25 protein-coding genes are annotated in these 25,485 nt (G+C 61.2%); 8 read left to right on the forward strand and 17 right to left on the reverse strand.

The features are described from left to right. Positions 1 to 27 precede the first annotated feature (27 nt). Both dusA and C2U40_RS18445 read left to right on the forward strand, forming a co-directional pair. Complete coding sequence (gene dusA / locus C2U40_RS18440) at positions 28 to 1,014, forward strand: tRNA dihydrouridine(20/20a) synthase DusA (protein ID WP_103827455.1); 987 nt, start codon at positions 28 to 30, stop codon at positions 1,012 to 1,014. Between the two features lie 2 nt (positions 1,015 to 1,016). Continuing rightward, entirely contained in the window at positions 1,017 to 1,166 is a 150-nt protein-coding gene (locus C2U40_RS18445) for a hypothetical protein (RefSeq protein WP_011707400.1), read from the forward strand. Between the two features lie 76 nt (positions 1,167 to 1,242). On the opposite strand, the gene C2U40_RS18450 is transcribed toward C2U40_RS18445, so the two are convergent. The 3 genes from C2U40_RS18450 to C2U40_RS26225 form a co-directional block, all read right to left on the reverse strand. Continuing rightward, positions 1,243 to 1,668: a hypothetical protein gene (locus C2U40_RS18450; RefSeq protein WP_103827454.1), complete on the reverse strand. Its 426-nt coding sequence runs from the start codon at positions 1,666 to 1,668 to the stop codon at positions 1,243 to 1,245. 101 nt (positions 1,669 to 1,769) lie between these two features. Beyond that, the gene (hupA, locus tag C2U40_RS18455) at positions 1,770 to 2,042 is read right to left on the reverse strand and encodes a nucleoid-associated protein HU-alpha (protein ID WP_005305063.1); all 273 of its coding nucleotides are present in this window, start codon (positions 2,040 to 2,042) and stop codon (positions 1,770 to 1,772) included. A gap of 58 nt (positions 2,043 to 2,100) precedes the next feature. Continuing rightward, positions 2,101 to 2,286, reverse strand: a complete 186-nt coding sequence (locus C2U40_RS26225; protein WP_130631666.1) for a hypothetical protein — start codon at positions 2,284 to 2,286, stop codon at positions 2,101 to 2,103. A gap of 97 nt (positions 2,287 to 2,383) precedes the next feature. Between C2U40_RS26225 and C2U40_RS18460 the strand changes: the two genes are divergently transcribed. Together C2U40_RS18460 and C2U40_RS18465 are read left to right on the forward strand one after the other, a co-directional pair. Then, on the forward strand, positions 2,384 to 2,866 hold the full coding sequence (locus C2U40_RS18460) for an Rsd/AlgQ family anti-sigma factor (RefSeq protein WP_011707403.1): 483 nt from the start codon (positions 2,384 to 2,386) through the stop codon (positions 2,864 to 2,866). A 101-nt stretch (positions 2,867 to 2,967) separates the two neighbouring features. Beyond that, positions 2,968 to 3,348 carry a PilZ domain-containing protein gene (locus tag C2U40_RS18465; RefSeq protein WP_011707404.1) on the forward strand — a complete coding sequence of 127 codons (381 nt, stop codon included), beginning with the start codon at positions 2,968 to 2,970 and terminating at the stop codon, positions 3,346 to 3,348. 71 nt (positions 3,349 to 3,419) lie between these two features. On the opposite strand, the gene radA is transcribed toward C2U40_RS18465, so the two are convergent. Then, positions 3,420 to 4,784, reverse strand: a complete 1,365-nt coding sequence (radA, locus tag C2U40_RS18470; RefSeq protein WP_011707405.1) for a DNA repair protein RadA — start codon at positions 4,782 to 4,784, stop codon at positions 3,420 to 3,422. A 100-nt stretch (positions 4,785 to 4,884) separates the two neighbouring features. Here radA and C2U40_RS18475 point away from each other — a divergent pair, with 100 nt between their 5' ends. Beyond that, positions 4,885 to 7,263 carry a PilZ domain-containing protein gene (locus tag C2U40_RS18475; protein WP_045788992.1) on the forward strand — a complete coding sequence of 793 codons (2,379 nt, stop codon included), beginning with the start codon at positions 4,885 to 4,887 and terminating at the stop codon, positions 7,261 to 7,263. A gap of 130 nt (positions 7,264 to 7,393) precedes the next feature. Here C2U40_RS18475 and C2U40_RS18480 read toward each other — a convergent pair whose 3' ends face one another. Together C2U40_RS18480 and serB are read right to left on the reverse strand one after the other, a co-directional pair. Further along, positions 7,394 to 8,299, reverse strand: a complete 906-nt coding sequence (locus tag C2U40_RS18480; RefSeq protein ID WP_103827453.1) for an alpha/beta hydrolase family protein — start codon at positions 8,297 to 8,299, stop codon at positions 7,394 to 7,396. A 54-nt stretch (positions 8,300 to 8,353) separates the two neighbouring features. After that, entirely contained in the window at positions 8,354 to 9,364 is a 1,011-nt protein-coding gene (gene serB / locus C2U40_RS18485; RefSeq protein ID WP_103827452.1) for a phosphoserine phosphatase SerB, read from the reverse strand. Positions 9,365 to 9,484: 120 nt separating this feature from the next. On the opposite strand from serB, the gene C2U40_RS18490 reads away from it, so the two are divergent. Beyond that, entirely contained in the window at positions 9,485 to 10,093 is a 609-nt protein-coding gene (locus C2U40_RS18490) for an AhpA/YtjB family protein (protein ID WP_017411238.1), read from the forward strand. Positions 10,094 to 10,146: 53 nt separating this feature from the next. Then, a complete protein-coding gene (locus C2U40_RS18495) occupies positions 10,147 to 12,393 on the forward strand; it encodes a sensor domain-containing diguanylate cyclase (RefSeq protein WP_103827451.1) in 2,247 nt (748 codons plus the stop codon). A gap of 69 nt (positions 12,394 to 12,462) precedes the next feature. Here C2U40_RS18495 and deoD read toward each other — a convergent pair whose 3' ends face one another. The 7 genes from deoD to C2U40_RS18530 all read right to left on the reverse strand — a co-directional run bounded on the left by deoD (position 12,463) and on the right by C2U40_RS18530 (position 19,656). Further along, the gene (deoD, locus tag C2U40_RS18500) at positions 12,463 to 13,179 is read right to left on the reverse strand and encodes a purine-nucleoside phosphorylase (protein ID WP_011707410.1); all 717 of its coding nucleotides are present in this window, start codon (positions 13,177 to 13,179) and stop codon (positions 12,463 to 12,465) included. Between the two features lie 77 nt (positions 13,180 to 13,256). Further along, positions 13,257 to 14,465, reverse strand: coding sequence for a phosphopentomutase (locus C2U40_RS18505; protein ID WP_024945853.1), 1,209 nt, complete (start codon positions 14,463 to 14,465; stop codon positions 13,257 to 13,259). A gap of 14 nt (positions 14,466 to 14,479) precedes the next feature. Next, entirely contained in the window at positions 14,480 to 15,811 is a 1,332-nt protein-coding gene (deoA, locus tag C2U40_RS18510) for a thymidine phosphorylase (RefSeq protein WP_103827450.1), read from the reverse strand. 109 nt (positions 15,812 to 15,920) lie between these two features. After that, positions 15,921 to 16,694, reverse strand: coding sequence for a deoxyribose-phosphate aldolase (gene deoC / locus C2U40_RS18515; RefSeq protein WP_011707413.1), 774 nt, complete (start codon positions 16,692 to 16,694; stop codon positions 15,921 to 15,923). A 391-nt stretch (positions 16,695 to 17,085) separates the two neighbouring features. Then, on the reverse strand, positions 17,086 to 17,256 hold the full coding sequence (locus C2U40_RS18520) for a XapX domain-containing protein (RefSeq protein WP_005305103.1): 171 nt from the start codon (positions 17,254 to 17,256) through the stop codon (positions 17,086 to 17,088). A 123-nt stretch (positions 17,257 to 17,379) separates the two neighbouring features. Beyond that, positions 17,380 to 18,654: a NupC/NupG family nucleoside CNT transporter gene (locus C2U40_RS18525; RefSeq protein WP_016351990.1), complete on the reverse strand. Its 1,275-nt coding sequence runs from the start codon at positions 18,652 to 18,654 to the stop codon at positions 17,380 to 17,382. Between the two features lie 213 nt (positions 18,655 to 18,867). After that, positions 18,868 to 19,656 carry a TatD family hydrolase gene (locus C2U40_RS18530; RefSeq protein WP_103827449.1) on the reverse strand — a complete coding sequence of 263 codons (789 nt, stop codon included), beginning with the start codon at positions 19,654 to 19,656 and terminating at the stop codon, positions 18,868 to 18,870. A gap of 40 nt (positions 19,657 to 19,696) precedes the next feature. Between C2U40_RS18530 and tppF the strand changes: the two genes are divergently transcribed. Next, positions 19,697 to 20,314: a type IVa pilus pseudopilin TppF gene (tppF, locus tag C2U40_RS18535; protein ID WP_103827448.1), complete on the forward strand. Its 618-nt coding sequence runs from the start codon at positions 19,697 to 19,699 to the stop codon at positions 20,312 to 20,314. Here tppF and C2U40_RS18540 read toward each other — a convergent pair. From C2U40_RS18540 to C2U40_RS18555, 4 genes are all read right to left on the reverse strand, one after another. Then, a complete protein-coding gene (locus C2U40_RS18540) occupies positions 20,283 to 20,465 on the reverse strand; it encodes a DUF5363 family protein (protein WP_103827447.1) in 183 nt (60 codons plus the stop codon). The genes tppF and C2U40_RS18540 overlap by 32 nt on opposite strands. Positions 20,466 to 20,689: 224 nt before the next feature. After that, the gene (gene rlmD / locus C2U40_RS18545; RefSeq protein WP_043160366.1) at positions 20,690 to 22,042 is read right to left on the reverse strand and encodes a 23S rRNA (uracil(1939)-C(5))-methyltransferase RlmD; all 1,353 of its coding nucleotides are present in this window, start codon (positions 22,040 to 22,042) and stop codon (positions 20,690 to 20,692) included. A 335-nt stretch (positions 22,043 to 22,377) separates the two neighbouring features. Continuing rightward, positions 22,378 to 23,814 (reverse strand): ammonium transporter, encoded by a 1,437-nt coding sequence (gene amt, locus C2U40_RS18550; protein WP_016351995.1) that lies wholly within the window; start codon positions 23,812 to 23,814, stop codon positions 22,378 to 22,380. 578 nt (positions 23,815 to 24,392) lie between these two features. Beyond that, positions 24,393 to 25,442, reverse strand: coding sequence for a site-specific integrase (locus C2U40_RS18555; RefSeq protein ID WP_103827446.1), 1,050 nt, complete (start codon positions 25,440 to 25,442; stop codon positions 24,393 to 24,395). Positions 25,443 to 25,485: the final 43 nt, after the last annotated feature.

A 25,485-nucleotide genomic window follows, 5' to 3' on the forward strand; every position in this document is an offset into this window, starting at 1 on the left:
TTTGTTTAGCCAACCCGGATGATTTTTATGCAGGCGCAGCGTTTTTCCATCGCCCCCATGCTGGACTGGACCGATCGGCATTGCCGTTATTTCCATCGTCTGATGACTCGCCAGACCTTGCTTTATACCGAGATGGTGACCACCGGCGCCATCATCCACGGCAAGGGAGATTATCTGGGTTACAGCGAGCAGGAGCACCCCATCTCCCTCCAGCTGGGTGGCAGCAACCCGGCCGATCTCGCGCGCTGCGCCAAGCTGGCCGAGGAGCGCGGCTATGACGAGGTGAACATCAACGTCGGCTGTCCCTCCGATCGAGTGCAAAACGGCCGCTTTGGCGCCTGCCTGATGGGTGAACCCGCCCTGGTGGCTGATTGCGTCAAGGCGATGCGCGATGTGGTCGATATTCCGGTGACGGTGAAGACCCGCATCGGCATCGACGAGCAGGACTCCTACGAATTTCTGCAGGCCTTTATCGAACAGGTACGCGACGCAGGTTGCGACACCTTCATCGTCCATGCTCGCAAGGCGTGGCTGAGCGGCCTGAGCCCCAAGGAAAACCGCGAGATCCCGCCGCTCGATTATCCCCGTGTCTATCGGGTCAAGCAGGATTACCCGGATCTCACCATCGCCATCAACGGCGGCGTTACCTCCATGGAGCAGACCCTCGAACATCTGCAACACCTGGATGGCGTCATGATGGGGCGCGAAGCCTATCAGAACCCCTACATTCTGGCGCAGGTGGATAACTTGGTGTTCGGCCAGAACCACGCCGTACCGAGCCGCCACGAGGTGGTGCGGATGATGCTGCCCTATATCGAGCAGGAGCTGGCCAAGGGCAACTATCTCTCCCACATGACCCGCCACATGCTGGGGCTGTTCCAGAACATGCAGGGGGCTCGCGCCTGGCGCCGCCATCTGAGTGAAAACGCCTGCAAACCGGGAGCGGATATCCAGGTGGTGCTGGATGCCATGGCCAAGGTGCCGGAATTCGCCACCACGGAGGCGGCGGAGTAACCATGTACCGTTTCACCGGCTCCTGGCTGCACAAGGCCATCGTCCGGCTCTGCGCCGGCCTGCTCGCCATTCTGGGCATCAAACTCAGCGCCTTCTACTTCCTCGGCTTGCTCATCGTGCTGGGGCTGCATCGGGATCAGCTGCTCGGCTGAGTTCACCCCGCATCGACCTATAAAAAAAACCGGCAACACCCAGTGTTGCCGGTTTTTTATTGTCTCTTCAGCCTCGCTAACCGCCTTTGTCCACGAACTGCAGCTCGGGCGCTCTGGACGTCAGCACATCGGCGCAATAATCCCAGGTCGAGATGCGGTAGTGCTGCAGATCCTCGTCCAGGTGCAGACCATCCGACTCCTGATGGAACCAGCTGGCAAATCGGGACGGAGTGATGAGCTGGATCTGCTCCTCGATGGCGTGGCTATCCTTGCCCTCCGCCAGATCGCAATCCTCCATTACCCGTACCGCGTAGATATGGCGGAAATAGACCCGACAGAGGATTTGCGGCGGCAGATCGATGCTGCGAGCCCTGCCCAGCATGATGGTGAGGGAGTCGCTCCAGATATCCTGATGAAGTTCGGCCACAACCAGGCCCGGGGGGAGTTGGCGGGACGGAGCCCAAGGTACGGCAACCTGCCGAATGGCATTTTTCTGTTCCATCATCCACCTCACTACGGCGCACGCCATATCTTGAGTGTATCTGAAACAATTTCCGCTGACGATGGCAATAAAAAACCCGGCTGGCGCCGGGTTTTTGGGAATTACTTGACGGCGTCTTTGAGCGCCTTGCCTGCCACAAAGGACGGCACATTCGCGGCTGCAATCTGGATCTCTTTACCAGTTTGCGGATTGCGACCGGTACGGCCAGCACGATGGTTCACCTTGAAGGTGCCAAAACCCACCAACTGCACAGCATCACCTTCTTTCAGGCTCTGGGTAATACCATTGATGATCTCTTCCAGAGCGACTTTGGCCTGAGCTTTGCTCAGATCTGCTTTGGCTGCAATTGCATCGACAAGTTGAGCTTTGTTCATAACATTTCCTTTATGATCGGGCATTTAGCACCGGGCCACTCTATTCAAAAAAAAACACTCAGGCAAAGGCTTTATCAGCCGGATTGGCTTGAATGCTGGGGTTTTCATCAAGATCTGCGGAAATAGTCACATATCTCGCCCCTTCGTGATCGTAATTGACGGGAAGAGGAGAGCAAATGATGGTGCCTTGTAACCAAAACGCCACCCGGTGTAACAATATCCCCATGCCCCTATTGACGGTCAACTGGATTTTCCCTAGTTATAGGAGGGTGTCGTCAGTCAATAAAAAGGCCGGAGGCCCGTCACGATAGCACTCCATGCCTATGCCCCACGGAGGGACTATGTTAACTGAACTGGAACAAACCAAACGCGCATTGGCAGGAAAGCACAGAGCTATCGATGACTGGCTGGATGCCAGGCAGGCATTGCTGGTCGAATACATGCGACTTGCCGGACTGACTCCCGCCCGCACCAAGCAGCGTTCGCTGCCCGGCCATGTGGAACTGCAAGGCTTCTGTGAACGCCTGGTCGACTACGTCAGCGCCGGACACTTCGAGATCTACAACCATGTGGTGACCGCCTTCGAACAGGCCAGCGGCGACAAGCTGGAACTGGCGAAGCGCATCTACCCCCACATCCGGGCCTGCACCGAGTTTGCGCTGGAGTTCAACGACAAGTACAGCAATGCCGATGAGGCCCAGTTGCTGTTGCTGGATGAGGATCTGAACCAGCTGGGCCCCGTGCTGGAAGATCGTTTCAAGCAGGAAGATCGACTGATCAAGGCACTGCAGGTCGTGGAGTCACTCAGCGCCCAGCAGGTTTGATATCCAATTTCGGAGCCAGTTCAAGATCCTGATGTGCAAGGTGCATTACACTCTATGTCATGACCTTTAGCTCCAATTCCTATTGCTGACAGGAGATGAGAATGTCCGAGCGTCGCCGTTTTTCACGGATCCTCTACTTGACCATGGCCGACCTCGTCCAGGGAGATAAGAAATGGCGGACCCAGCTGGTGGATATCTCCCTGCAGGGCGCCCTGTTGATCCGGCCCGATGACTGGGAAAGTCACGACAACAAAGAGTATTCACTCAGCTTCGTGCTGAGCGGCAGCGACATCGAGATCAAGATGCAGGTCATGCTGACCCATGAGGCCAGCAAGAAGCTGGGGTTCTACTGCCATCACATCGATATCGACAGCGCCACCCACCTCAAGCGGATGATCGAGCTCAACGTCGGCGATGAAGACTTGCTGCACCGGGAGCTGGAGCAGTTGCTGAGCGAACATCTCGAACACCCCCACCCCTGAGCAGTACATTCAATGTAAAAAGGAGCGCCGTTGCGCTCCTTTTTATTGCCTGCCTGCGGCCACTATGCCGATTACAAGGCTTCCAGGGCATCGGCCAGTTTCTTGACCGGCACCACTTCCATGCCTTCGATGGGATGCTTGGGCGCGTTGGCGTGCGGCACTATGGCCCGGCGGAAGCCATGCTTGGCCGCCTCCTGCAACCGCTCCTGGCCGGAGGGCACGGGCCGGATCTCGCCGGACAGCCCCACCTCCCCGAACACCACCAGATCCTTGGGCAGGGATTGATCCCGGAAACTGGAGACCATGGAGAGCAGCAGAGCCAGATCCGCGCTGGTCTCTTCGACCTTGACCCCGCCGACCACGTTGATGAAGACATCCTGATCCGCCATCTGCAGGCCGCCGTGGCGATGCAGCACCGCCAGCAACATGGCGAGACGGTTGTGATCCATCCCCACCGCCACCCGGCGCGGGTTGGAGAGCTGGGAATAATCAACCAGCGCCTGCAGTTCCACCAGCAGGGGCCGCGTCCCCTCCCAGATCACCATCACCACCGACCCCGGCGCCTGCTCTTCACCGCGGCTGAGGAAGATGGCGGAGGGGTTGCTCACCTCCCGCATCCCCTGCCCGGTCATGGCGAAGACACCGAGCTCGTTGACCGCCCCGAAGCGGTTCTTGTGGGAGCGCAGGGTCCGGAAGCGGGAGTCGTGGCCGCCATCGAGCAGCACGGAGCAGTCGATGCAGTGCTCCAGTACCTTGGGGCCGGCCAGGGTGCCATCCTTGGTCACGTGACCCACCATGAAGATGGCGACGTGATTCTGTTTGGCATAGCGGGTCAGCAGGGCGGCGGCTTCCCGCACCTGAGACACTGAACCCGGCGCCGACTGCACATCCGCCACATGCATCACCTGGATGGAGTCGATGACCATGATCTGTGGCTGCTCCTGCTGGGCAATCAGGCAGATCTGCTCGACCGAGGTCTCCGACAGCATGCGCAGCTTGTCGGTCGGCAGGCCGAGGCGCGAGGCCCGCATCGCCACCTGCTGCAGCGACTCCTCGCCGGTGACATAGAGGGTCTTCATCCGCTCCGCCAGACCGCACATGGTCTGCAGCAGCAGGGTCGACTTGCCCGCCCCCGGGTTGCCACCGATCAGGATCGCCGAACCCGGCACCACCCCGCCCCCCAGGACCCGGTCCAGCTCCTTGAAACCGGAAGAGAAACGGGGGATCTCGGTGGTGGCGATCTCCGCCAGCGTCTGCACCTGGCTGCCGATGGCGCCGGCATAACCGGTATAACGGGCACTCTTGCCCGGGGTCACCGAGCCTAGGCGCACCTCGCTGATGGTGTTCCACTCCTTGCACTCACTGCACTGGCCCTGCCAGCGTGTGAAGTCGGCGCCACATTCGGTACAAACATAGGCAGTTTTGTTTTTGGCCATGGATAACTCGGGGACAGGATGAATTCCTGCTTGATATACTTGTTTGCGACCGACAGATCAAACCCAGAATCGGAAAAGTGACTTTCCGTGGCAGGAACACATGGATTCAGAACAACAACAGCACCTAATTGAACAGCTCATCCCCCTGCTCAGAGAAAAGGATTTCGATGACATCTTCAATCGCCTGACCCAGGACGAAAACAGCAACAGCCGTTTTCTGATCAAGATGGAGATCAAGCGCAGATGCACCCCCTGCCGTCGCGTGATCGACATGCGGGACGAACTGGGTGACGAGTGTCTGGTCCATGAATCCGACGGGATCACCCACTTCATGCCGGCCGAGGCCATCGGTCTGTTCCAGTCACAGTGCTATCTCTACAAAGACGATTACACCCTGGGAGTCTACGAGGCACTGCAATACTGGCAGAAACACCACCATGGCAAGAGTGATGGCCCGCTGCAGCCCCCTGCCAGCCCGTTTCGCCAGTACGACGTCAATCCCATCGCCTTTGCCAGCTACTATGGCCGACGCCAGGAGCGGATGCACTTCAGCTCCCCTGTGCTCATCAAGTTTGCCGATGGCGACAAGCTGTTTGCCAAAAGCTCCGATCTTTCCCTCGGCGGGATCCGGGTCTCGGTGCCCTATCTGCCCAACTACCAGACCGGCGCCCAGGTCGAAGTGTTCTTCACCGGGCTGGAGCGGGATCATGCCAACCCGGTCCTGCACCATTCGGTCAGCTACCAGATCCTCGGGGAAGAGAGCAAGGAGGGCAAGTTCTGGCTCAGGCTGGTCAAAACCGGCGAACACCCCGGCTTCGACCAGTTCCTGAGCGAGTTCATCGAGAGCAACAAGAGCCGCTATCGGGTCAGTGTCGACTACCTGCTCTCCGCCGCCATCATCAAGGGGTATGAGCAGTTCTATCTGCCGCGCATGACCGGCATGCCGCTGTTTTTCGGTTCGGGCGACAGCCCCAGCCTCGAGATCGCCCTGCGCACCGAGAACAACCAGCACATTCTCGAATACTGGCGCGATGCCAAGAACCGCGACATGCTCGCCAGCCTGTTCTCCGCCACCCGCATGCAGGCCCTGCTGCCGGCGGCCGGTGAATTGAAAGAGACCCTGATCTACTGCTTCACCCACTCGGTACGCAGCCACCTCTATTTCTTCTCCGCCACCCGGGAAGAGCTGTTGCAGAGCGGGCTGATGTCGCTCTTCTTCCAGGTCGGTGCCCGGCGCCCCAGCTGGCGGGTCTACAAATTCAGCCTGGAGCGCTGTGACCTGCACGAGGCCGATCTGGCCAGCCAGCAGAGCAAGGAGAGCCCCCAGCTGCAAGACATGCTGCTGCAGGAGCGGCTCAAGCAGATAAGCTATGTCGGCCTGCTGCAGGATGTCGGCCTCGACAGCCAGCGGGAAGAGTTCCAGTACGATGCCAGCGCCCAGCACAATGCCAACGAGCTGCAGCGTTTCGGCCACGACAGCAGTGCCGCCCCCTTCGAGATCGAGACGCTGCACTATGTCCAGTTGCGCAAGGAGGCCCGCTACATCCACAAGACGGCCGTGGCCATCAAGCACAATGGCCGCGCCTGGCTCGGCTGGACCCGCGACATCTCGGCCCACGGCATGCAGATCGAGCTGGAAGAGCCGTTCGAGGGGGTGAAGGACGACATCGTCACCATCGCCCTGCCGCGCCTGCAGGAGCTCTCCAAGAGCATGGATCTGCAGCGTCTGCCCTACCGGCTGGTCAGCATCAACCTGACCCGCACCGTGCTGCACCTGTGCATCGAGGGCGATCCGGAGCGCCACACCGGCCGCCAGTTCTTCAAGCTGCTGATCGAGAGCAACCAGAACAAGCTCAAAGCGGCCCAGGAGCAGCGCCGCTATCGCGGCATGGCGCGGGCGCTGCGCAACATCTACACCCACCACGTCTTCAGCACCCCGGTCTACATCAACAAGCTCAAGGGCGCCCCCAGGCCGGCCTCCATCGGTCATGCCCCGCAGGCGCGCAGCCTGTCGCGGCTGCTGAAAGCCTGTGCCGAACAGGGTGACCAGGACAACCTCTATCCCCTGTTCCAGGGCGAATTGCTCAAACAGCTCATCATGAATCCGCTGCGGGCCATCGAGCGGGAGGATCAGCCCCAGGAGGAAGAGGTCTACATCGCCAGCCTGCAGACGGCGGCCGGCCTGCCCATCTTCACCAGCCGGCTCGCCAGCAGCTTCAAGAATGTGGCGGAGAAGCGCAGCTTCATCGAACAGGCGCTGCGTCAGGGGGAGTTCTACTCGGTGCTGGTGGGCATCTCCCGCACCGGCCGCCCCGACACCAACTTCATCGCCAACGAACTGGACTACATCGCCAAGTTCGCCATTCACAAGGCCAAGAAGCTGGAAGAGGAGCTGTGGAGCGTGGTGGGGGTGGGTGAGCTGACCGATACCAGCCAGGCGACCCTGTTCCGGCTCGGCATCACGGCGCCCGTCAATTGAGCAGGCCCCTGCAAACCACGGCCCTCAACCAGATGGGCAGGCAATAAAACCATGGCGGGCCTCTGGCCCGCCATGGTTTGTTCATCCATCAGTACACCGGATAGCAACCCGCTCCGCCAACCGGTCTTTGTCAGGCTGCCTGCGGGTTGAGCAGCCATTCCAGGATCTGCGGGAAGTGATCTTCCTGCGCCTGCGGGGCGGTCAACATGTTGATGTGGTCGTAATCGAGCCGGTTGCCGTTGTCCCGGCCGAGGCGGGTATGGCGCGCGGCCGAGCCCATCTCGGCGCTGAAGCGGCGCACGTCGGTCGGGTGACCCAGCACCTTGTCCGCCTTGGCCGAGATCATCCAGAGCGGTGGCCAGTTGACCCGGGCGGCTGCCTCGTCATAGGCGAACCCGTCGCTGGGATCTTGCCAGGGGCCGCATTTGACCCAGGGGATGGTCTCCTGCAGGTAACGCAGCGGCTCGTCATCCGCCCCGATCTTCAGGCTGCGCGCAGCCAGAAAGCCGTTGCGCCTGGCCAGCCAGGGGGCCAGCCGGTTCCAGATTAGATCCACCTTGAGCCAGCGCTCCGGGTTTTGGACCGACACGCCGCGCTTGGTGCCAAAAAACACCAGACTGGCCACCTGCTCCGCCAACTCGGGGAAGCGCACCAGGGTCGACGCCATGATGACGCCACCCCAGGAGTGGGCCATCCAGTGCAGCTTGAAGCCGCCATGGCGGGCGGCAATCCAGCGGTGCAGGGCCGGCAGATCCTCGGTGATGAGCTCATGCTGGCCATGTTCGGCCTGCTCGGCGATGGCCGGTGTGCTCAGCCCCCGTCCCCGCAGGTCTGCCACATAGACCTGATAGCCGTGGCGGGCCAGAAAGCAGGCCAGCCCCTTGCCCGATTCGGTGTAGAAGATGCGGCCGTTCTCGATGGCGCCATGCACCATCAGGATCGGCTCGCCATGTACCGCAACCCGCGGCTGGATGTGGCGCACGTGCAGCCGATGTGCGCCGCAGGGAATAAACAAGGATTGCTGTAACAGTTCCATTATGAGACTACGTCCTCCGTGACGTGGACCAAGGGCCTTGCCGAGGCGCCGGGACTAGCGGCGATCCCAGCGCTGCTGGCGGCAGGCCAGCGCACTGAGCAGGCAGATCACCCCTTCCAGATCGTGGTGATTGAGGGTGGCCGCCGCCTGCGCCCGCACCAGCGGCTTGGCGTGGATGGCGATACCGAGCCCGGCCACCCCCATCATCTTGAGATCGTTGGCGCCATCGCCGACGGCCACGGTCTGGCCAGCGGCGATGCCGTACTCCTGCGCCAGCTGCTGCAGCACCTCGGCCTTGACGGTGGCATCGACGATGCGCCCGCTCACCTTGCCGGTCAACTGTTGCCCTTCCACCGCCAGCTCGTTGGCGAAGATGGCATCCAGCCCCAGCTCCCGCTGCAACTGGCCGGCAAAACGGGTGAAACCACCGGAGGCGATCGCCACCTTCCAACCGGCCTGCTTGAGGGTATCCACCATCAACTGCAGGCCCGGCATCCAGGGCATGTTGCCCGCCACCTCGTCAAGAAGGGTGACCGGCGCCCCCTCCAGCAGGGCGACCCTGGCCCGCAGGCTGTCGGCAAACTCCAGCTGGCCCTGCATGGCGGCGGCCGTGACCGCCGCCACCTGCTCGCCGACCCCGGCCAACCGGGCAATCTCGTCGATGCACTCGATGCGAATGGCGGTGGAGTCCATGTCCATCACCAGCAAACCGGGCTCCGCCAGGCTGGGTAGGGCCGACAGATGACACAGATCGATGTCCCACTCCTCCCCCTTGAGAGCCTGTACCAGAGCGGGTGAGAAGCGATCCGTGCCCAGCAGCAGCAGAGGCACCCCGGCCGGCATGGCGGGCGGATAGAGCCTGGCCTGCAACTCGTGCTGCGCCAGCAGCCCGGCCAGCCGCCCGAGATGATGAGCGGCCAACGCGCGCCCGAACAGCACCAGCCAAGCGCCATCCAGCGCACTGGCGGCAGGCAGCAACGCCTGCGGCGTCGTCTCCCACCAAGGGGCGCCGGACAGGCACTCGGGCCACTCTGAAATCTCTGCGGGCAATTGGGACAACAACATAGGGATAACGCCTTCCTTGGTGATCATGGGGTTAACAATGCTGGCCCAGAGTAGCGTATTGCTTTTTGTACAGGCAAGCGCCAAGATCCCGCCACCCCTTGTCAGCAAAAGGCTCAACGCTTGCGTCATCTCCCCATCAAACGTGTGCTCAGTCTCGGTGCCGGCGTCCTGCTCGGGCTCTGGGTGCTCGCGGTACTCATCCACATGCAGGGTGAGAGCCAGGCTTCGCTGCACAGCGAGGCACGCAACCGGGCCCAGGCGCTGGTGGCCTACGCCGCCCGCGACATGAAGCGCTGGCTCAAGGAGGACAAGAACAGCGAGCTGGAGCGGCTGGCCCAGGATCTGGCTGCCGAGCCCGAGATCCTCGACGTCACCCTCTACGATGCCCGCGGCATCCCCCTCGCCCAGTCGGACAATGCGGTGCCGCTGGACAGCCTGCTGCCCATCGGCGACAGCAACAAGTCGATACCGGAGCAGGGCAAGGGGCGCATCCAGTTCGTGCAGGAGATCCTGGATGGGGAGCAGACCCTGGGGTATCTGCGCATTACGCTGGAAGAGCAGCAGATGCTGGCGGACAAGGATACCCGGCTCAAGGTGGTACAGGAGAAGCAGCGGCTGATGCTGCTGGTCGCCCTGCTGGCCGGGTTGCTGATCTCCTACGGGATCCGTCGCAACTACATGCGGGTGCGCAAGCACAAGAAGAAAAGCAAACCGGTCGAGCCGCAATAAGGCGGCGCGATCCCCCGACCCGAAACTGGCAATGCCACCAGCAGGAGCGCTGTATGATTGCCCCCTCTCTGCCGCTGGATGAAGAGAGTCGACTGGAACGACTCCGCATCCTCGGCCTGCTTGACCGCGAGCCCATCGATCAGCTGGATCGCCTGACCCGGCTCATTACCCGCCATTTCTCGCTGCCCATCGCCATGGTCTCGTTGACCGACGTGAACCGACAGTGGTTTCTTGCCCGCACCGGCGTCGCCCTGTGCGAGATCAGCCGGGAGCACTCCTTTTGCGGCCACGCCATCCTGCGTCCCGACATCATGCAGGTGCCGGATGCCCGGCTCGACCCGCGGTTTGCCGACAACCCGCTGGTGACTGAGGAGCCGCACGTAGTCTTCTATGCCGGGCGGCCGCTGCGGGCGCTGGATGGCGTGGTGCTCGGTACCCTCTGTCTGGTGGATCATGCACCGCGCCACCTCGACCAGGAGGCCTGTCGCGATCTCGATGACTTCGGCCGCCTGGTGGAGAACACCCTGCACGATCTGGAGCGGCGCCATCAGGTACGCAGCCTCAATCAGGTGCTGGAGGACAAGGATCACCTGTTCACCCTCACCTTCAACCAGTCGTCGGTGGGCATGGCCCTCTCCTCCCTCGAAGGCAAGTGGCTGCGGGCCAACCCGGGACTGGAGCGGCTGCTGGGCTACAGCGAGCAGGCGATGCTGAGCCGCACCTGGCACGCCATGACCCATCCCGAGGATCTGCCGCGCGAGCTGCCCCTGTTCAACGCCCTGCTCGCGGGGCAACGGCAGGACTACCGGCTGGAGAAGCGGATGATCCGGGCCGACGGCAGCCAGTGCTGGGTCCAGCTCAGCGTGACCCTGTGCCATAGCCGCACCATGGCGCCGCACCTGATCGCCGTGTTCGCCGATCTCACCGAGCGCAAGCAGGCCGAAGCCGAGCTGCTGCAGCTGCAGCAGGGGCTCGAGCAGCAAGTCCGTGAGCGCACCCGCGAGCTGTCGAGCACGGTGGAGCAGCTGCATCGCGAGATGCAGGAGCGCGGCGCCATGCAGCAGCGCCTGTGGCAGGAGCAGCGCCGCCTGCAGCACATGCTGGAACATACCAGCAACGCCTTCCTCGAACTCGACGAGGCGCTGGTCATCACCGGCTGGAACCCGGCCTCCACCACTCTGCTGGGCTGGCACCCCGAAGAGATGCTGGGGCGTACCCTACCCGCCCTGCTCGGTAGCGCTCACCCCCTGCTGGCCCAGCTGACCCATCCCCAGAGTGCTGCGCGCCGCCTGGAGTGCGAGATCGGTACCCACGACGGCCGGCGCATCCCGGTGGAGGTGATTGCCGAGCGCTACCAGTTCGACGGCAAGGTGCGCATCGCCCTGTTTTTGCACGACATCACGGCTCGCCGCCAGGTGCTGGCCGAGATTGAGCGCGGGCGGGCCAGGCTGCGGGCCATCACCGACGGCCTGCCGGTCACCATCAGCATGGTCTCGCCCGAGGGGCGCTACCTGTTCGCCAACCAGGCCTACTGCCGCTACTTCGGGCTCGATGCCGAGCTGATGCGGGAGATGAGCGTGCGGGAGGTGATAGGCGACGCGGCCTACGGCCGGGCCATCGCCCATCTGGAGCGGGCCCTCGCCGGCGAGCAGGTGAGCTTCGAGAACCGTTTCGAGCTGCCCATCGGCCCGCGCGATCTCAGGATCACCATGATCCCGAGCCGGGGCGATGAGCCGGGGGTTTACATCCTCGGCAGCGACATCACCGAGTTCAAGGCGCTGCAGAACCAGCTGGAGCACGAAGCGGCCCACGACCCCCTCACCGGCCTGCCCAATCGGCGCGCCTTCACCCTGCGCCTCTCCCGGGAGCTGGAGCGGGTGCGCCAGAATGCCGAGACCCTGGGCCTGCTGTTCCTCGATCTCGACGGCTTCAAGCGGATCAACGATCAACTCGGCCATCACGTCGGCGACGCTCTGTTGCAGCGCTTCGCCAGCGTGCTGAGTGCCGAGGTGCGCCCCGGCGACATGGTGGCACGCCTGGCTGGCGACGAGTTCACCATCATACTGCCGGCCCTGCGCCAGCCGGAGCTGGAGCTGCCCGCCCTGTGCGAGCGGCTGCTGGCGGCCATGGCGGTGCCGGCCGACGTGGCCGGCCACCTGTTGCCCCTCGCCGGCAGCATCGGCGGTGCGCTCTGCCACTCGGGCCAGTATTGCCACATCGACGATCTGCTGCACCGGGCCGACAGTGCCATGTACCAAGCCAAGCAGGCCGGCAAGGGACGCTTCGCCCTCGACCTCTGAGCTGCCATCCTTGAAATGCAAAACGGCGGCCCGAAGGCCGCCGTTGTCATTATTCATGCGCGAGGGGGATTAGTTGTCGCCCAGCAGGACGGAATCCAGCGCGATTTCGATCATGTCGTTGAAGGTCAGCTGACGCTCTTCGGAGGTAGTCTGCTCACCGGTACGGATATGGTCGGAGACGGTGCAGATGGTCAGTGCCTTGGCACCATACTCTGCAGCCACACCGTAGATGCCGGCGGCTTCCATCTCGACACCCAGGATGCCGTACTTTTCCATGACGTCGAACATGGAGGGGTCCGGGGTGTAGAACAGGTCGGCGGAGAAGATGTTGCCCACGCGCACGGCGACGCCCTTGTTCTTGGCGGCCTGTACGGCATTGGCAACCAGATCGAAGTCGGCGATGGCGGCGAAGTCGTGATCCTTGAAGCGCAGACGGTTCACTTTGGAGTCGGTGCAGGCACCCATGCCGATCACCACGTCACGCAGTTTCACGTCTTCACGCACGGCACCGCAGGAGCCGACGCGGATCAGGGTTTTCACGCCGTAATCGGTGATCAGCTCTTTTGCATAGATGGAGCAGGACGGGATGCCCATGCCGTGACCCATGATGGAGATGCGACGACCCTTGTAGGTGCCGGTGAAACCGAACATGTTGCGCACGTCGCACACCTGCTCGACGTTCTCCAGGAAAGTCTCGGCGATGTACTTGGCGCGCAGGGGGTCGCCCGGCATCAGCACGGTATCAGCAAAGGCGCCATCTTTCGCATTGATATGAGGAGTTGCCATTCTCTTGATTCCTTCACACTAGGTTGAGTTTTATTGTCTTTATTGGTTGCCCGCCGCCGAGGCGGCGGGCGGGTAAATTACAGGAAGCTGGTACCGTATGCCAGTTTGGGCAGGCCGTGGTACGCCGCGATGCTCTGGCCGATGTCGGCGAAGGTCTCGCGACGACCGACGGAGCCGGCTTTGACCGGCTTGCCGTAGAACAGCACCGGGATGTACTCGCGGGTGTGATCGGTACCACCCCAGGTCGGATCGCAGCCGTGGTCGGCGGTCAGCACCACCACGTCGCCATCTTCCAGCAACTCGAACAGCTCCGGCAGGCGGGAGTCGAAATACTCCAGCGCATCGGCGTAGCCCTTCACGTCGCGACGGTGACCGTAGGAGGAGTCGAAGTCGACGAAGTTGGTGAAGACGATGGTCTGGTCACCGGCCGCTTTCACCTCTTCCAGAGTACGATCCCACAGCTCGGTCAGACCGGTCCCCTTCACCTGCTTGGTGATGCCCTGCTGGGCATAGATGTCGGCGATCTTGCCGATGGAAACCACCTGGCCGCCCGCTTCCTTCATGTAGTCCAGCACGGTCGGTGCCGGCGGCAGCACGGAGTAGTCGTGGCGGTTGCCGGTGCGCTTGAAGTTGCCCTTGCCACTGCCCACGAACGGACGCGCGATGACGCGGCCGATGTTGTAGGGCTCCAGCAGCTCGCGCACGATGTGGCACAGCTCATAGAGCTTCTCGAGGCCGTAGGTCTCTTCGTGGCAGGCGATCTGGAACACGGAGTCAGCAGAGGTGTAGAGGATCGGCTTGCCGGTACGCATGTGCTCTTCGCCCAGATCATCCAGCACCTGGGTGCCGGAGGCGTGGCAGTTGCCGAGGTAACCCGGCAGACCGGCCTTCTCGACGATGGCATCCAGCAGCTCCTGCGGGAAGCTGTTGTGGTGGTCATGGAAGTAACCCCACTCGAACAGCACGGGCACACCGGCGATCTCCCAGTGACCGGACGGGGTGTCCTTGCCGGAGGAGAGCTCCTGGGCAAAGCCGTAGGCGCCGACCACCTCGATGTCTTTGTTCAGACCGGCCGGGAAGGTGCCGCTGGCGAGTTCGCCTGCGTGACCCAGACCCAGCTTGCTGAGGTTCGGCAGATTGAGGGCACCACGGCCTTCGATCTCACCGGCAGCGCAGGCCTTGGCGATATGGCCAAGGGTATTGGCGCCCACATCTCCGAACTTGTCGGCGTCGGCGGCAGCGCCAATACCGAAAGAGTCCATCATCAGAATAAAGGTACGTTTCATGGGACTTCCCCTTGTTACAAATCAGCCAGACCGATGCGACGGTAGACCTCGGGCAGCGCCTCTGGTCGGGTGTCACCGATCTTGACGGCGGCCTGCACCATGCTGGCAGCCTGAGCGAATTGCTCTTCAGTTTGAGCGTGGATCAGGGCGAGCGGCTTGTCTGCCTCGACGCTTTGACCCAGGCGGATAAAGTCGGTCAGACCGACCGCATAATCAAGTTTGTCACCGGCAGCGCGACGGCCACCGCCCATGGCGACCACGGCCAGACCCAGTTCACGGGTGTCCATGGCAGTCACGAAGCCGCTGTTGGCGGCATAGACGGGGCGCGCGATGGCGGCTTTCGGCAGGTGATGATCGTAGCGCTCCATGAAGTCGCTCGGGCCACCCAGGCCGGTCACCATGCGACCGAAGAGCTCGGCCGCCTTGCCATTGTCCAGCACGGCTTGCAGCTTGCGACGGGCTTCGCCGTCATCGCTGGCCAGGCCGGCGGAGATCAGCATCTCGGCACACAGCGCCATGGTCACGGCGTGGATGCGCGGGTTGCGGTATTCACCGGTCAGGTAGCGCACCGCTTCGCGCACTTCCACTGCGTTGCCGGCGCTGGAAGCCAGCACCTGGTTCATGTCGGTCAAGAGTGCTGAAGTGCGGCAGCCGGCACCGTTGGCCACGGCAACGATACTCTTGGCCAGCTCTTCGGAAGCTTCAAAGGTCGGCATAAAGGCACCGGAGCCAACTTTCACATCCATCACCAGCGCTTCCAGCCCGGAGGCGAGCTTCTTGGAGAGGATGGAGCCGGTGATCATGGCGATGGATTCGACGGTGGCAGTGATGTCCCGTACCGCATAGATACGCTTGTCGGCCGGGGCGAGATCGCCGGTCTGGCCGATGATGGCGACACCCGCCTCTTTCACCACTTTCAGGAAACGATCGTTATCGACCGAGGTCTGGTAGCCAGGAATGGCATCCAGCTTGTCGAGGGTACCACCGGTGTGGCCCAGGCCACGGCCGGAGATCATCGGCACGAAACCGCCGCAGGCGGCGACCATCGGGCCGAGCATCAGGGAGACGACGTCACCCACACCGCCGGTGGAGTGCTTGTCGACGATCGGGCCACCCAGATTGAGGTGATCCCAGGTCAGTACCATGCCGGAATCGCGCATGGCGCAGGTCAGGGCGACCCGCTCATCCATGGTCATGTCTTTGAAGTAGACCGCCATCGCCAGCGCCGCAATCTGGCCCTCGCCGATGGTGTTGTTGGTAATGCCCTGAACGAAGAATTGAATCTCTTGGGTACTGAGCGCTTCACCGTTGCGCTTCTTGCGAATAATTTCTTGAGGCAAAAACATCTTTCATTCCCTCCGCCATTGCTGGCGTTACACAAGCCTGAATCCTTGCCCGCACACCGCATGGTGGGGGCGAAACAGGGCGGACCAGGTCCGCCCTCTCATCAACCTATTAGTAACCGCTGGTGTTGGCCGGCTTGTCGCCATGCCCCAGTGTGGCCAGCAGGCTGGCCAGCAGGCTGGATGCACCAAAGCGGAAGGTGCGGGCGGATACCCAGTCCTTGCCCAGGATCTCTTCGGCCATGGCCAGGTACTGACCCGCCACGGCGGCGTCTTTCACGCCACCGGCCGGCTTGAAGCCGACTTTCGGGTTCTTGGCCTTGATCACTTCCATCATGATGCGCGCCGCTTCCGGGGTCGCATTGACCGGCACCTTGCCGGTGGAGGTCTTGATGAAGTCGGCACCGGCGTCGATGGAGATTTCAGACGCGCGGCGGATCAGCGCCTCTTCTTTCAGTTCACCGGTTTCGATGATCACTTTCAGCAGGGCTTGGCTACCACAGGCTTCCTTACAAGCTTTGACCAGATCGAAGCCGACCTGTTCATTGCCGGCCATGAAGGCGCGGTACGGGAACACCACGTCCACTTCGTCGGCACCGTAGGCTACGGCGGCGCGGGTTTCGGCCACGGCGATCTCGATGTCGTCGTTGCCGTGCGGGAAGTTGGTCACGGTCGCAATGCGCACGTCGGCGGCGCCGATTTCACGCAGGGTCTTGCGAGCGATGGGGATGAAACGGGGATAGATGCAGACGGCGGCGGTCAGGCCGGCCGGTGACTTGGCCTTGCGGCACAGGTCGATCACCTTCTGATCGGTGTCGTCATCGTTCAGAGTGGTCAGGTCCATCAGGTTCAGGGCGCGCTGGGCGGCCAGTTTCAGATCAGTCATTCTGTTCTCCAAAGTCTCGATTTAGTCCGGATTCCAGGGCATGGGTCCGCCTGTCGCAACGCAACCGGCAAGACACGACTCCCAAAGAAACGGGAATGGAATTGCAGCGCAATTGCACGGGCAATGAGGCTGCAAATAAGGCAAGAGCCCTGTCACTTTCTTACAAAAGTGCGGACTTGGTTCCATGAAGACTTGAGAAAGGCAGACAAGGTCTGACCCGACTTCCCAATCAATTCCATTTGACCGCCAACACCCGATTTCATCGGGCATTAGTCAATGCCAGCACCCTGCTGGCAATGCCTATTTCAGCCGAGATACCCCTTGTTTGCAAGCCGGATTTGCCATTTTCAGAGGTACCTCACATCTGGCAAATCCGGTACTGAAAAGTGCGTTAAGAGAAGAAGCGAGTGAGTATCCAGGAGTATGCCAGCCCCCCCAGATAGACTCCGACGATCCCCATTACCCCGGACAATACGGGTGGGGCCGGGATCGGCAATTTGAGGAAAGAAAACAACAAGCCAACGATAAAGCCGGCCGCCATCGCCAGTAGCACTTCATTCATATAACCTCCGATTTGACTCATTTTATTATTAGTTTAGAAAGGAAAACGGTTGTCACCGCCCCAAACGCGAACGCCACAGCTTCTCGCTGTGGCGTTCGTCTTTATCCTGACAGTCAGGCGATATTACATGCCGGACAGCGCCAGGAAGAAGCCTGCGATGGTCGCAGACATCAGGTTGGACAGAGAGCCAGCCAGTACGGCTTTCAGACCAAATTTGGCAATGGTGCCACGACGGTTCGGTGCCATGGAGCCCAGACCACCCAGCAGGATGGCGACGGAGGACAGGTTGGCGAAGCCGCACAGGGCGAAGGAGATGATGGCCTTGGTGTGGTCGGACATGGCCACGCCATTGATCAGCACTTCATCTTTCAGATACGGGGCAAAGTTCAGGTAGGCCACGAACTCGTTGACCACCAGCTTCTGACCGATGAAGGAACCGGCCACGATGGCTTCGCTCCAGGGCACCCCGATCAGGAAGGCCAGCGGGGAGAAGATCCAGCCCAGCAGCAGTTCCAGAGAGAGCTGCGGATAACCGAACCAGCCACCCACACCGGAGAAGATGCCGTTGATCATGGCGATCAGACCGATGAAGGCCAGCAGCATGGCACCAACGTTCAGGGCCAGTTGCAGACCGGCGGAAGCACCGGCGGCAGCGGCATCGATCACGTTGGCAGGCTTGTCTTCCAGCTCGCCATCGGCATTGTTTTCGTCGTAGCTCGGGGTCTCGGTTTCCGGCACCAGCAGCTTGGCGAACAGCAGACCACCCGGAGCAGCCATGAAGGAGGCGGCGATCAGGTATTCCATCTTGACGCCCATGGAGGCGTAGCCAGCCAGTACGGAACCGGCAACGGAGGCCAGACCACCACACATGACGGCAAACAGCTCGGAGTCAGTCATCTTGGAGATGAAGGGACGTACCACAAGCGGGGCTTCAGTCTGACCCACGAAGATGTTGGCAGTGGCAGAGAGGGATTCGGTACGGGAAGTGCCCAGTACTTTTTGCAGACCACCACCCAGCAGTTTGATGACCCACTGCATGATGCCCAGGTAATAAAGAACGGCGATCAGCGAGGAGAAGAAGATGATGACCGGCAGTACGCGGAAGGCGAAGATAAAGCCGCCGCCACCGAATACTTCGAACATCTTGTTGCTGACCAGACCACCGAACAGGAATTCGATACCGTTTTGGCCATAACCGATGACGCTGGAAACGGCATCGGATACACCCACCAGAATATCTCGGCCAACCGGGACGTACAGCACGAATGCACCCAGTCCAGCTTGAATTGCAAAGGCACCGGCAACGGTGCGAATTTTTATTGCTTTGCGATTACTGGAGAACAGCACCGCGATAAGGACGAGCGTTGCCATCCCTACCAGACCCATTATCAAATTCATTATTAACACTTCCTCTTTAGTAGCACCTTCCAGCTTGTTAACAACTTGTATCTCAAAGCCATCAATCAAGGGTGCGCATTATACTAATTACGGTGCGACAAAGTAGAATGCTGGTCACATTTTATAAGCATGAAATGCGCTAGGGGTCGTCAAATTAGACCGCAAACGATTTTTACTCACCCCGTTTTTTATCATGCCGCTATCAATAGTTAATCAGCTGTTAATTTGTGACTTGCCCAGTTGGAAAGCCTGCAAAGTGGATTCACGTAACACCGAGGCAACATGGGCCAGCGGTTGTTGCCGCAAATCGGCCAGCAGTTGCGCAATTTTCGGCAGGTTGGCGGGGGTGTTGGGCGCCCCCTGCTGACCCTGCAGCGGCATGTCGGGAGCGTCGGTTTCCAGCAGCAAGGATTCCAGCGGCATGTCGCGCACTGCCTCCCGGGTCTTGTTGGCCCGCTCGAAGCTGATGACCCCGCCGATACCGAGCCGAAATCCCAGTTGCCAGAACGCATCTGCCTGCTGCAGAGAACCGCTGAAGGCGTGGATGACGCCCCCTCTGGCCGGACGCAGGCGCCTGAGGATCTTGGCAACCGTGTCGTTGGCGCGCACCGAATGGACGATCAAGGGCAGCTCATGCTCCATGGCCAGCGCGATCTGGGCCTCGAACATCTCGAGCTGCCCCTCCTGAGGCACATGAGAGCGCAGATCCAGCCCGCACTCCCCCACCGCCACCAGCCCGCGTGGACGCTCGGCCAGCAGTCGCCGCAGCCGGGTCAAGACCGCCGGGGTCTGCCCCCCCACATACCAGGGGTGCACACCCAGGGCATAGGAAATACCGTCGTGCTCTGCCGCCAGCGCCATCACCCGGCCCCAGTTTTCCTCTCCCACGGCGGGAATGATATACTCGCTCACCCCCAGCTGGCGGCACTCGGCCAGCAGCGCCGCCCGATCGGGATCGAAGACCGGAAAATCGAGATGGCAATGGGTGTCGATCAGTTGCATGTCGCTCTCACCTGTTTGTCGTAATTAATGGGTCCATATCATGATGAAACGCACAAGCCACGGCTTTACCCTGATAGAACTGGTGCTGGTCATCATAGTGCTGGGGATCCTGGCCGTCACCGCCCTGCCCCGTTTCATCAATCTCAAGGATGACGCTCTCAAGAGTACGGTCGCCACCACCGCCACCAGCTTTGCCAGCGCGGTGCAGCTGGCCCATGCCGGCTGGGCGGTCAAGGCGCAGGATCAGGCGCTCTACAATCTCGGCAGCATGGGGCAGCGCAATCTCGACATCAACCGCTATGGCTGGCCCGCCGGCACCGACGAAGATCAGGGCCGCAAGGGGATAGATGAGCCCTATGTCGCAGGTCAGGGTGACTACATCTCGGTGAGCAACCAGTCAGACTGCCGCCTACTGTTTCAGGGACTGCTGGACAGCAGCTATACCGTCGCCTCGGTCGATCAGGATCCCGAGATCCAACTCAACGCCGATTACCTGTCCAGCGAACTGCCTGCCAACCAGGTAGATGCGGATGGGGAGCCGCACAGCAACTGCCGCTATACCCTGCGCGACTCCATCGGCCGCTTCCCGGCCTATCCGGCTGGCCTCTCCTTCGACTACAACAGCATCACTGGTGCCGTGACCCGCAATTTCCAGTGAGCGGTTCCGACTCCTCCTGCTGCTCCGTCTGCGGCGCGTCATCCTGCTCGCTGCGTACCGGCATGCAGCAGCGCCGGTTCTCCGGTGTGAGTCCCCACTCCTCGCACCAGCCATCGTAGCGAGCCAGCCAGCGTAACAAGATGCCTTTCATGGTCTGTTCCTCGTCTCTGTCGCACCCTTGCCGTTTCTGCCTATCTGCTCCGAATCCGCTAATGTCACGACTCGATACCGGAATGACAGGTATAAAAAAACGACTCCATTTGGAGTCGTTTTTATCAGAGCCATCTGGCTAATTCAATTCACGCCTGGGTGGGCAGGCTCAGTCGAGCAACGGCCTCTACGTACATGCCGCAAGGGGAACATGTCCACCGGCGATCAGGCCTTGGCCGGCAAACTCAAGCGGGCAACCGCTTCCACGTGCATGGAGTGCGGGAACATGTCGACCGGCTGCACCTCGTCCAGCACGAAGCCCTGCTTGACCAGCCAGGCGAGATCGCGGGCCAGGGTCTGCGGGTTGCAGGAGACATAGACCAGCCGGCGCGGCGCCATGGCCACCAGGGTCTGCAGCACGGCCTTGTCACAGCCCTTGCGCGGCGGATCCATCACCACCACATCGGCGGTCACGCCCTGAGCGTGCAGCTCGGGCATCAGCTGCTCGGCCTTGCCGACGTGGAATTCGGTGTGCTCGATGCCGTTGAGGGCGGCGTTGCGACGGGCATCGCTGATGGCGCTCTCCACCGACTCGATCCCCACCACCTTGGCAGCCTTGCCGGCCAGGAACAGGGAGATGGTGCCGATACCGCAATAGATGTCGAACACCGTCTCGTTGCCGGTCAGTTCGGCATACTCGAGGGCGCTGGAGTAGAGCACGTCGGTCTGGCTCGGGTTGTTCTGGAAGAAGGAGAGCGGCGAGATCTCGAACTCGAGCTCGTGGATCTTGTCGCGGATAACCCCTTCGCCCAGCAGCACCCGGTTGGTGGCGCCCAGGATGCGGTTGGTGCGTTCCTCGTTGATGTTCTGCACCAGGGTGGTAACCGGCAGATCGCTCAGGGCGGTCAGCAGCTCGGCTTCGAACGGCAGCTCCTCGCCCAGGGTCACCAGCACCACCATCAGCTCGCCGCTCTTGAAGCCCTTGCGGGTCATCAGGTTGCGCACGCAGCCGGTGTGGTTCACTTCGTCATAGGCGGCGATGTCGTGCTCGCGCATCCAGCTGCGCACCCGGGCGTTCAGCTCGACGTGCAGGGAGTCCTGCACCGCGCAATCATCGGCGGTGATCAGGTCATGGGAGTGTTTGCGATAAAAGCCGATCTCGGCGCCGGCGTCGCAACCGCGCACCGCATATTGGGCCTTGTTGCGATAGGCAAACGGGCTGTCCATGCCGAGGATTGTCCTGACGGTGGTATCACCCAGCCCGGCCTGTTCCAGCGCACTCTCCACCAGCGCCTGTTTGAGCTTGAGCTGGGCCGGATAGGCCAGCGGGCGCACCTGGCAGCCACCGCATTCGGTGTTGGGGCAGAAGTCGGCGACCCGATCGGCGGAGGGCTGGAGCAGCTCGGTCACCTTGCCGTGCAGATAGTTGGGCTTGACCTCGGTCAGCTCCACCAGCGCCTGCTCACCGGGCAGCAAACCTTCGACAAACAGGGGGCGGTCGAACAGGCGTCCTTTGCCATCTCCTTTGTCGGTCAGTTCCAGGATCTCGATCTGGTGTTGATGTCCCACTAACGGCATGAGCGGCTCCAAAAGTACATATAAAGAGGGGTGATGGAACCGGCCCGGCCAGCCCCATCAAGAAAAGGTGGCAGAGTTTAGCGGAGATCCGGCCAAATTGCAGGCATAAAACAGCAACAAGACCGAGGACATTGCCCCGCCTGACGTTATCTGGCGAAAAGCCGGAGTCCCCCGGCGCGATTCAGGGGTTGTCCTTAATAAGAGAGCATGGTGACCACGGACTGGCTATCACCCCGACGGCCCAGCCATCAAACCGGCCCCCCAACCCTGACAGCCCCACATAAAAAAGCCGCCGGCATGGCCGGCGGCAATATAGCTGACTAACAGATGGCGGATTACAGGCTGTAGGCCTTCTCGCCGTGGGTGGTGACATCCAGCCCCTCCCGCTCCGCGTCTTCTTTCACTCGCAGGCCGATCAGCAGATCCACCAGCTTGTAGGCCACCACCGAGATGATGCCGGACCAAAGGATGGTCACACCCACCCCGATGGCCTGAATCTTGACCTGCGCCAGGATGGAGTATCCCTCCGCTACTTGGTTGGTGACGTAGTCCCACACCCCGGTACCGCCCAGATCCGGGCTGGCGAAGACGCCGGTCAGCAGCGCCCCCAGGATGCCGCACACCCCGTGCACACCGAACACGTCCAGGCTGTCATCGGCGCCCAGCAGCCGCTTGAGACCGTGAACCCCCCACAGCCCGGCAACACCGCTGATGAGGCCCATTACCAAGCCACCACCCACTCCGACGAAGCCGGCCGCCGGAGTGATCACCACCAGCCCGGAGACGGCGCCGGAAGCCGCGCCCAGCAGGGAGGGACGACCCTTCATCACCCACTCGGCCAGGGTCCAGGAGAGGGCCGCCGCCGCCGGAGCCACCCAGGTATTGATGAAGGCCAGAGCCGCCGTGCCGTTGGCTTCCAGCGCAGAGCCGGCGTTGAAACCGAACCAGCCGAACCAGAGCAGGGAGGCCCCGATCATGGTCATGGTGAGGCTGTGCGGGGTCATGGGATCACGGCCATAGCCCAGGCGTTTGCCCACCAGATAGGCCCCGACCAGACCGGCCACCGCCGCGTTGATGTGCACCACTGTGCCGCCCGCAAAATCCAGCGCACCGTGCTGGAACAGATAACCGGCGGTCGCGGTGGCGGCTGCCGCGGCATCGGCCGTGGTATAGGCATCCGGCCCCGCCCAGTACCACACCATGTGGGCCAGCGGAATATAGGCGAAGGTGAACCAGATCACCGAGAACAGCAGCACGGCGGCAAACTTGATGCGCTCGGCGAAGGCCCCCACGATCAGGCCGCAGGTGATGGCGGCGAAGGCGCCCTGGAACACCACATAGATGAACTCGCTGATGCCGACCCCCTTGCTGAAAGTGGCGGCGATGGAATCAGGGGTGACTCCCTTGAGCAGCGCCTTGCTGAAGGAGCCATAAACGCTGTTGCCCTCGGTAAAGGCCAGTGAATAGCCGTAGAGGATCCACAACACGCAGATGAGCGAGAACAGGGTGAACACCTGCATCAGCACGCTCAGCATGTTCTTGCTGCGCACCAGGCCGCCATAAAACAGGGCCAGGCCCGGAATGGACATCAGGATCACCAGGGCTGCCGACAGCAGCATCCAGGTATTGTCCCCCTTGTTGATGGTTACTACTGCCGGTGCCGCAGCCTGCACGACCTCGGCCGAGGCGGCCACCACCTCTTCAGCCCAACTGGGGGCGGCCAGCAAGGCGGCAAGCGCCAACAGGCCAGTCATCACGAGTCTCTTGAGCATACAGCCATCTCCTTCCCTGTCGTCCCGGCTCCCGGCCGGGTCCATTTCCTGATATGAACATCGAAACCGACGATTCACGTACATCCACATTCGCTACACACTGGTGACCGCCCCGCCCATCATTCCTCGGATGAGCGGCATCATGGCGACATAAGTGCTTCAAAGCACAAAGCAGGCCAACTTAATAAATTCTTTTAAATCAATTAATTATGCTTACCACAGCAAAGTGGCGCACCAGATTGGCGCACGGGACGCGCTAACTTGAGCAAGTGCGCACTTCCGCTGTGCACACACATATTGCCGCACCGAAATAGCGCAGAGGGACGCCATGCGGGACATAGACGAGCAGCCGGCTTGTCGATATCAGCCAGAAAACAGAATAGCGATGAGAAAGGAGAAAGCGGAAAAACAAAAGGCCATCATTGCTGATGGCCTTTTGTCTTGGAATTTGATGGTGCCCGGGGTCGGACTCGAACCGACACGGTTATTCACCGGCGGATTTTGAAACCATCGTAAGCCACATTGAATCAATGGCTTGCAGTGTTTTCGCGGGTTTGCTTGGGAATGGATGTGGCTTACTAGGCATCGCTGGTGAGCGCTGCCGCCATTTTGCCGCCATTTTTCAGCGCAGTGATCGGGTTGAGTTTGACCGCATCTTCGAGGTGGTCCGGAGCAAAGTGGGCATAGCGCATGGTCATCTTGATATCGGTGTGGCCAAGGATTCGCTGCAGTACCAGGATGTTGCCACCCGCCATCATAAAGTGGCTGGCGAAGGTGTGGCGCAGAACGTGGGTGCTCTGGCCTGCAGGCAATTCAATCTCGGCCCGTCTTATCGCTTTCTCGAACTCGGCATAACAGTCGCCGAACAAACGGCCGGTGCGCTTGGGCAGCAATGCCAACAACCAGCCAGCCACCGGTACAGTGCGGTTCTTCTTGCCTTTGGTGCGGGTGAAGGTCAGCCGCCCGATACCCACCTGTGAACGAGTCAGCTTTTCAATCTCAGACCAGCGAGCACCGGTAGAGAGGCACAGCATCACGATCAACCACAAGTCTTTCAGGCCCGCGCAGGCCGCCAGCAACTGCTCTATTTCATCCTGATTAAGAAACGCCAGTTCGGACTCTTGCACCTTGTACTGGCGCAGCACCTCCAGTGGGTTACCATGTGCCCACTCACCCAGGCGGCCGAGTTCATTGAACACCGCCTGCAGGTAAAGCAGTTCGCGGTTGATTGTGGTCGGGGATACTTGCTTGCGCTGACCGGGTACATAAAGCTCGCCTGCCAGTCGCCGCTCGCGGTAGGCCGCAAACTGCTGGGCCGTGAACTCGGTCGCCACAGGGTTACCCAGCGCCTCAGCCAGCCAGATCAACTTATCGCGTCGCCGGTCACCGTCGGTCAGGGTTTGGCCATGGCGACCATACCAGAGCGCCACTAGATCACTTAGCCGCCGTTCATCCACATTCCCCGCCTCTGGCTGTTGCCAGGGCTGGGCCAGCATGTGTTTTTCCCACGCCAAGGCTTCACCCTTGGTAGCGAAGCGCTTGCGCTTACGGGGACCATCACGGCCTTGGGGGTAGACCTCGGCAAGCCAGAGCTTTGGCTTGCCATCGTCAAGTTTACGGACGGTCATTAATGTGATGAGCCTGTTATTAGATGATTTTAGAGCAACAAGT

The organism is Aeromonas sp. ASNIH4, from assembly GCF_002934425.1.
GTDB classification, from domain to species: Bacteria; Pseudomonadota; Gammaproteobacteria; order Enterobacterales; family Aeromonadaceae; genus Aeromonas; species Aeromonas hydrophila.

Coding starts and splice junctions, on each gene's coding strand:
- C2U40_RS18495 (WP_103827451.1), top strand. CDS start 10,147: ATGATTGCCCCCTCTCTGCCGCTGGATGAAGAGAGTCGACTGGAACGA.
- tppF (WP_103827448.1), top strand. CDS start 19,697: ATGATGAAACGCACAAGCCACGGCTTTACCCTGATAGAACTGGTGCTG.
- C2U40_RS18475 (WP_045788992.1), top strand. CDS start 4,885: ATGGATTCAGAACAACAACAGCACCTAATTGAACAGCTCATCCCCCTG.
- C2U40_RS18460 (WP_011707403.1), top strand. CDS start 2,384: ATGTTAACTGAACTGGAACAAACCAAACGCGCATTGGCAGGAAAGCAC.
- C2U40_RS18465 (WP_011707404.1), top strand. CDS start 2,968: ATGTCCGAGCGTCGCCGTTTTTCACGGATCCTCTACTTGACCATGGCC.
- C2U40_RS18450 (WP_103827454.1), bottom strand. CDS start 1,668: ATGGAACAGAAAAATGCCATTCGGCAGGTTGCCGTACCTTGGGCTCCG.
- C2U40_RS18445 (WP_011707400.1), top strand. CDS start 1,017: ATGTACCGTTTCACCGGCTCCTGGCTGCACAAGGCCATCGTCCGGCTC.
- amt (WP_016351995.1), bottom strand. CDS start 23,814: ATGCTCAAGAGACTCGTGATGACTGGCCTGTTGGCGCTTGCCGCCTTG.
- rlmD (WP_043160366.1), bottom strand. CDS start 22,042: ATGCCGTTAGTGGGACATCAACACCAGATCGAGATCCTGGAACTGACC.
- C2U40_RS18530 (WP_103827449.1), bottom strand. CDS start 19,656: ATGCAACTGATCGACACCCATTGCCATCTCGATTTTCCGGTCTTCGAT.
- C2U40_RS18480 (WP_103827453.1), bottom strand. CDS start 8,299: ATGGAACTGTTACAGCAATCCTTGTTTATTCCCTGCGGCGCACATCGG.
- deoA (WP_103827450.1), bottom strand. CDS start 15,811: ATGTTTTTGCCTCAAGAAATTATTCGCAAGAAGCGCAACGGTGAAGCG.
- serB (WP_103827452.1), bottom strand. CDS start 9,364: ATGTTGTTGTCCCAATTGCCCGCAGAGATTTCAGAGTGGCCCGAGTGC.
- dusA (WP_103827455.1), top strand. CDS start 28: ATGCAGGCGCAGCGTTTTTCCATCGCCCCCATGCTGGACTGGACCGAT.
- hupA (WP_005305063.1), bottom strand. CDS start 2,042: ATGAACAAAGCTCAACTTGTCGATGCAATTGCAGCCAAAGCAGATCTG.
- C2U40_RS18555 (WP_103827446.1), bottom strand. CDS start 25,442: ATGACCGTCCGTAAACTTGACGATGGCAAGCCAAAGCTCTGGCTTGCC.
- C2U40_RS18505 (WP_024945853.1), bottom strand. CDS start 14,465: ATGAAACGTACCTTTATTCTGATGATGGACTCTTTCGGTATTGGCGCT.
- radA (WP_011707405.1), bottom strand. CDS start 4,784: ATGGCCAAAAACAAAACTGCCTATGTTTGTACCGAATGTGGCGCCGAC.
- C2U40_RS18520 (WP_005305103.1), bottom strand. CDS start 17,256: ATGAATGAAGTGCTACTGGCGATGGCGGCCGGCTTTATCGTTGGCTTG.
- C2U40_RS18540 (WP_103827447.1), bottom strand. CDS start 20,465: ATGAAAGGCATCTTGTTACGCTGGCTGGCTCGCTACGATGGCTGGTGC.
- C2U40_RS18525 (WP_016351990.1), bottom strand. CDS start 18,654: ATGAATTTGATAATGGGTCTGGTAGGGATGGCAACGCTCGTCCTTATC.
- deoD (WP_011707410.1), bottom strand. CDS start 13,179: ATGGCAACTCCTCATATCAATGCGAAAGATGGCGCCTTTGCTGATACC.
- deoC (WP_011707413.1), bottom strand. CDS start 16,694: ATGACTGATCTGAAACTGGCCGCCCAGCGCGCCCTGAACCTGATGGAC.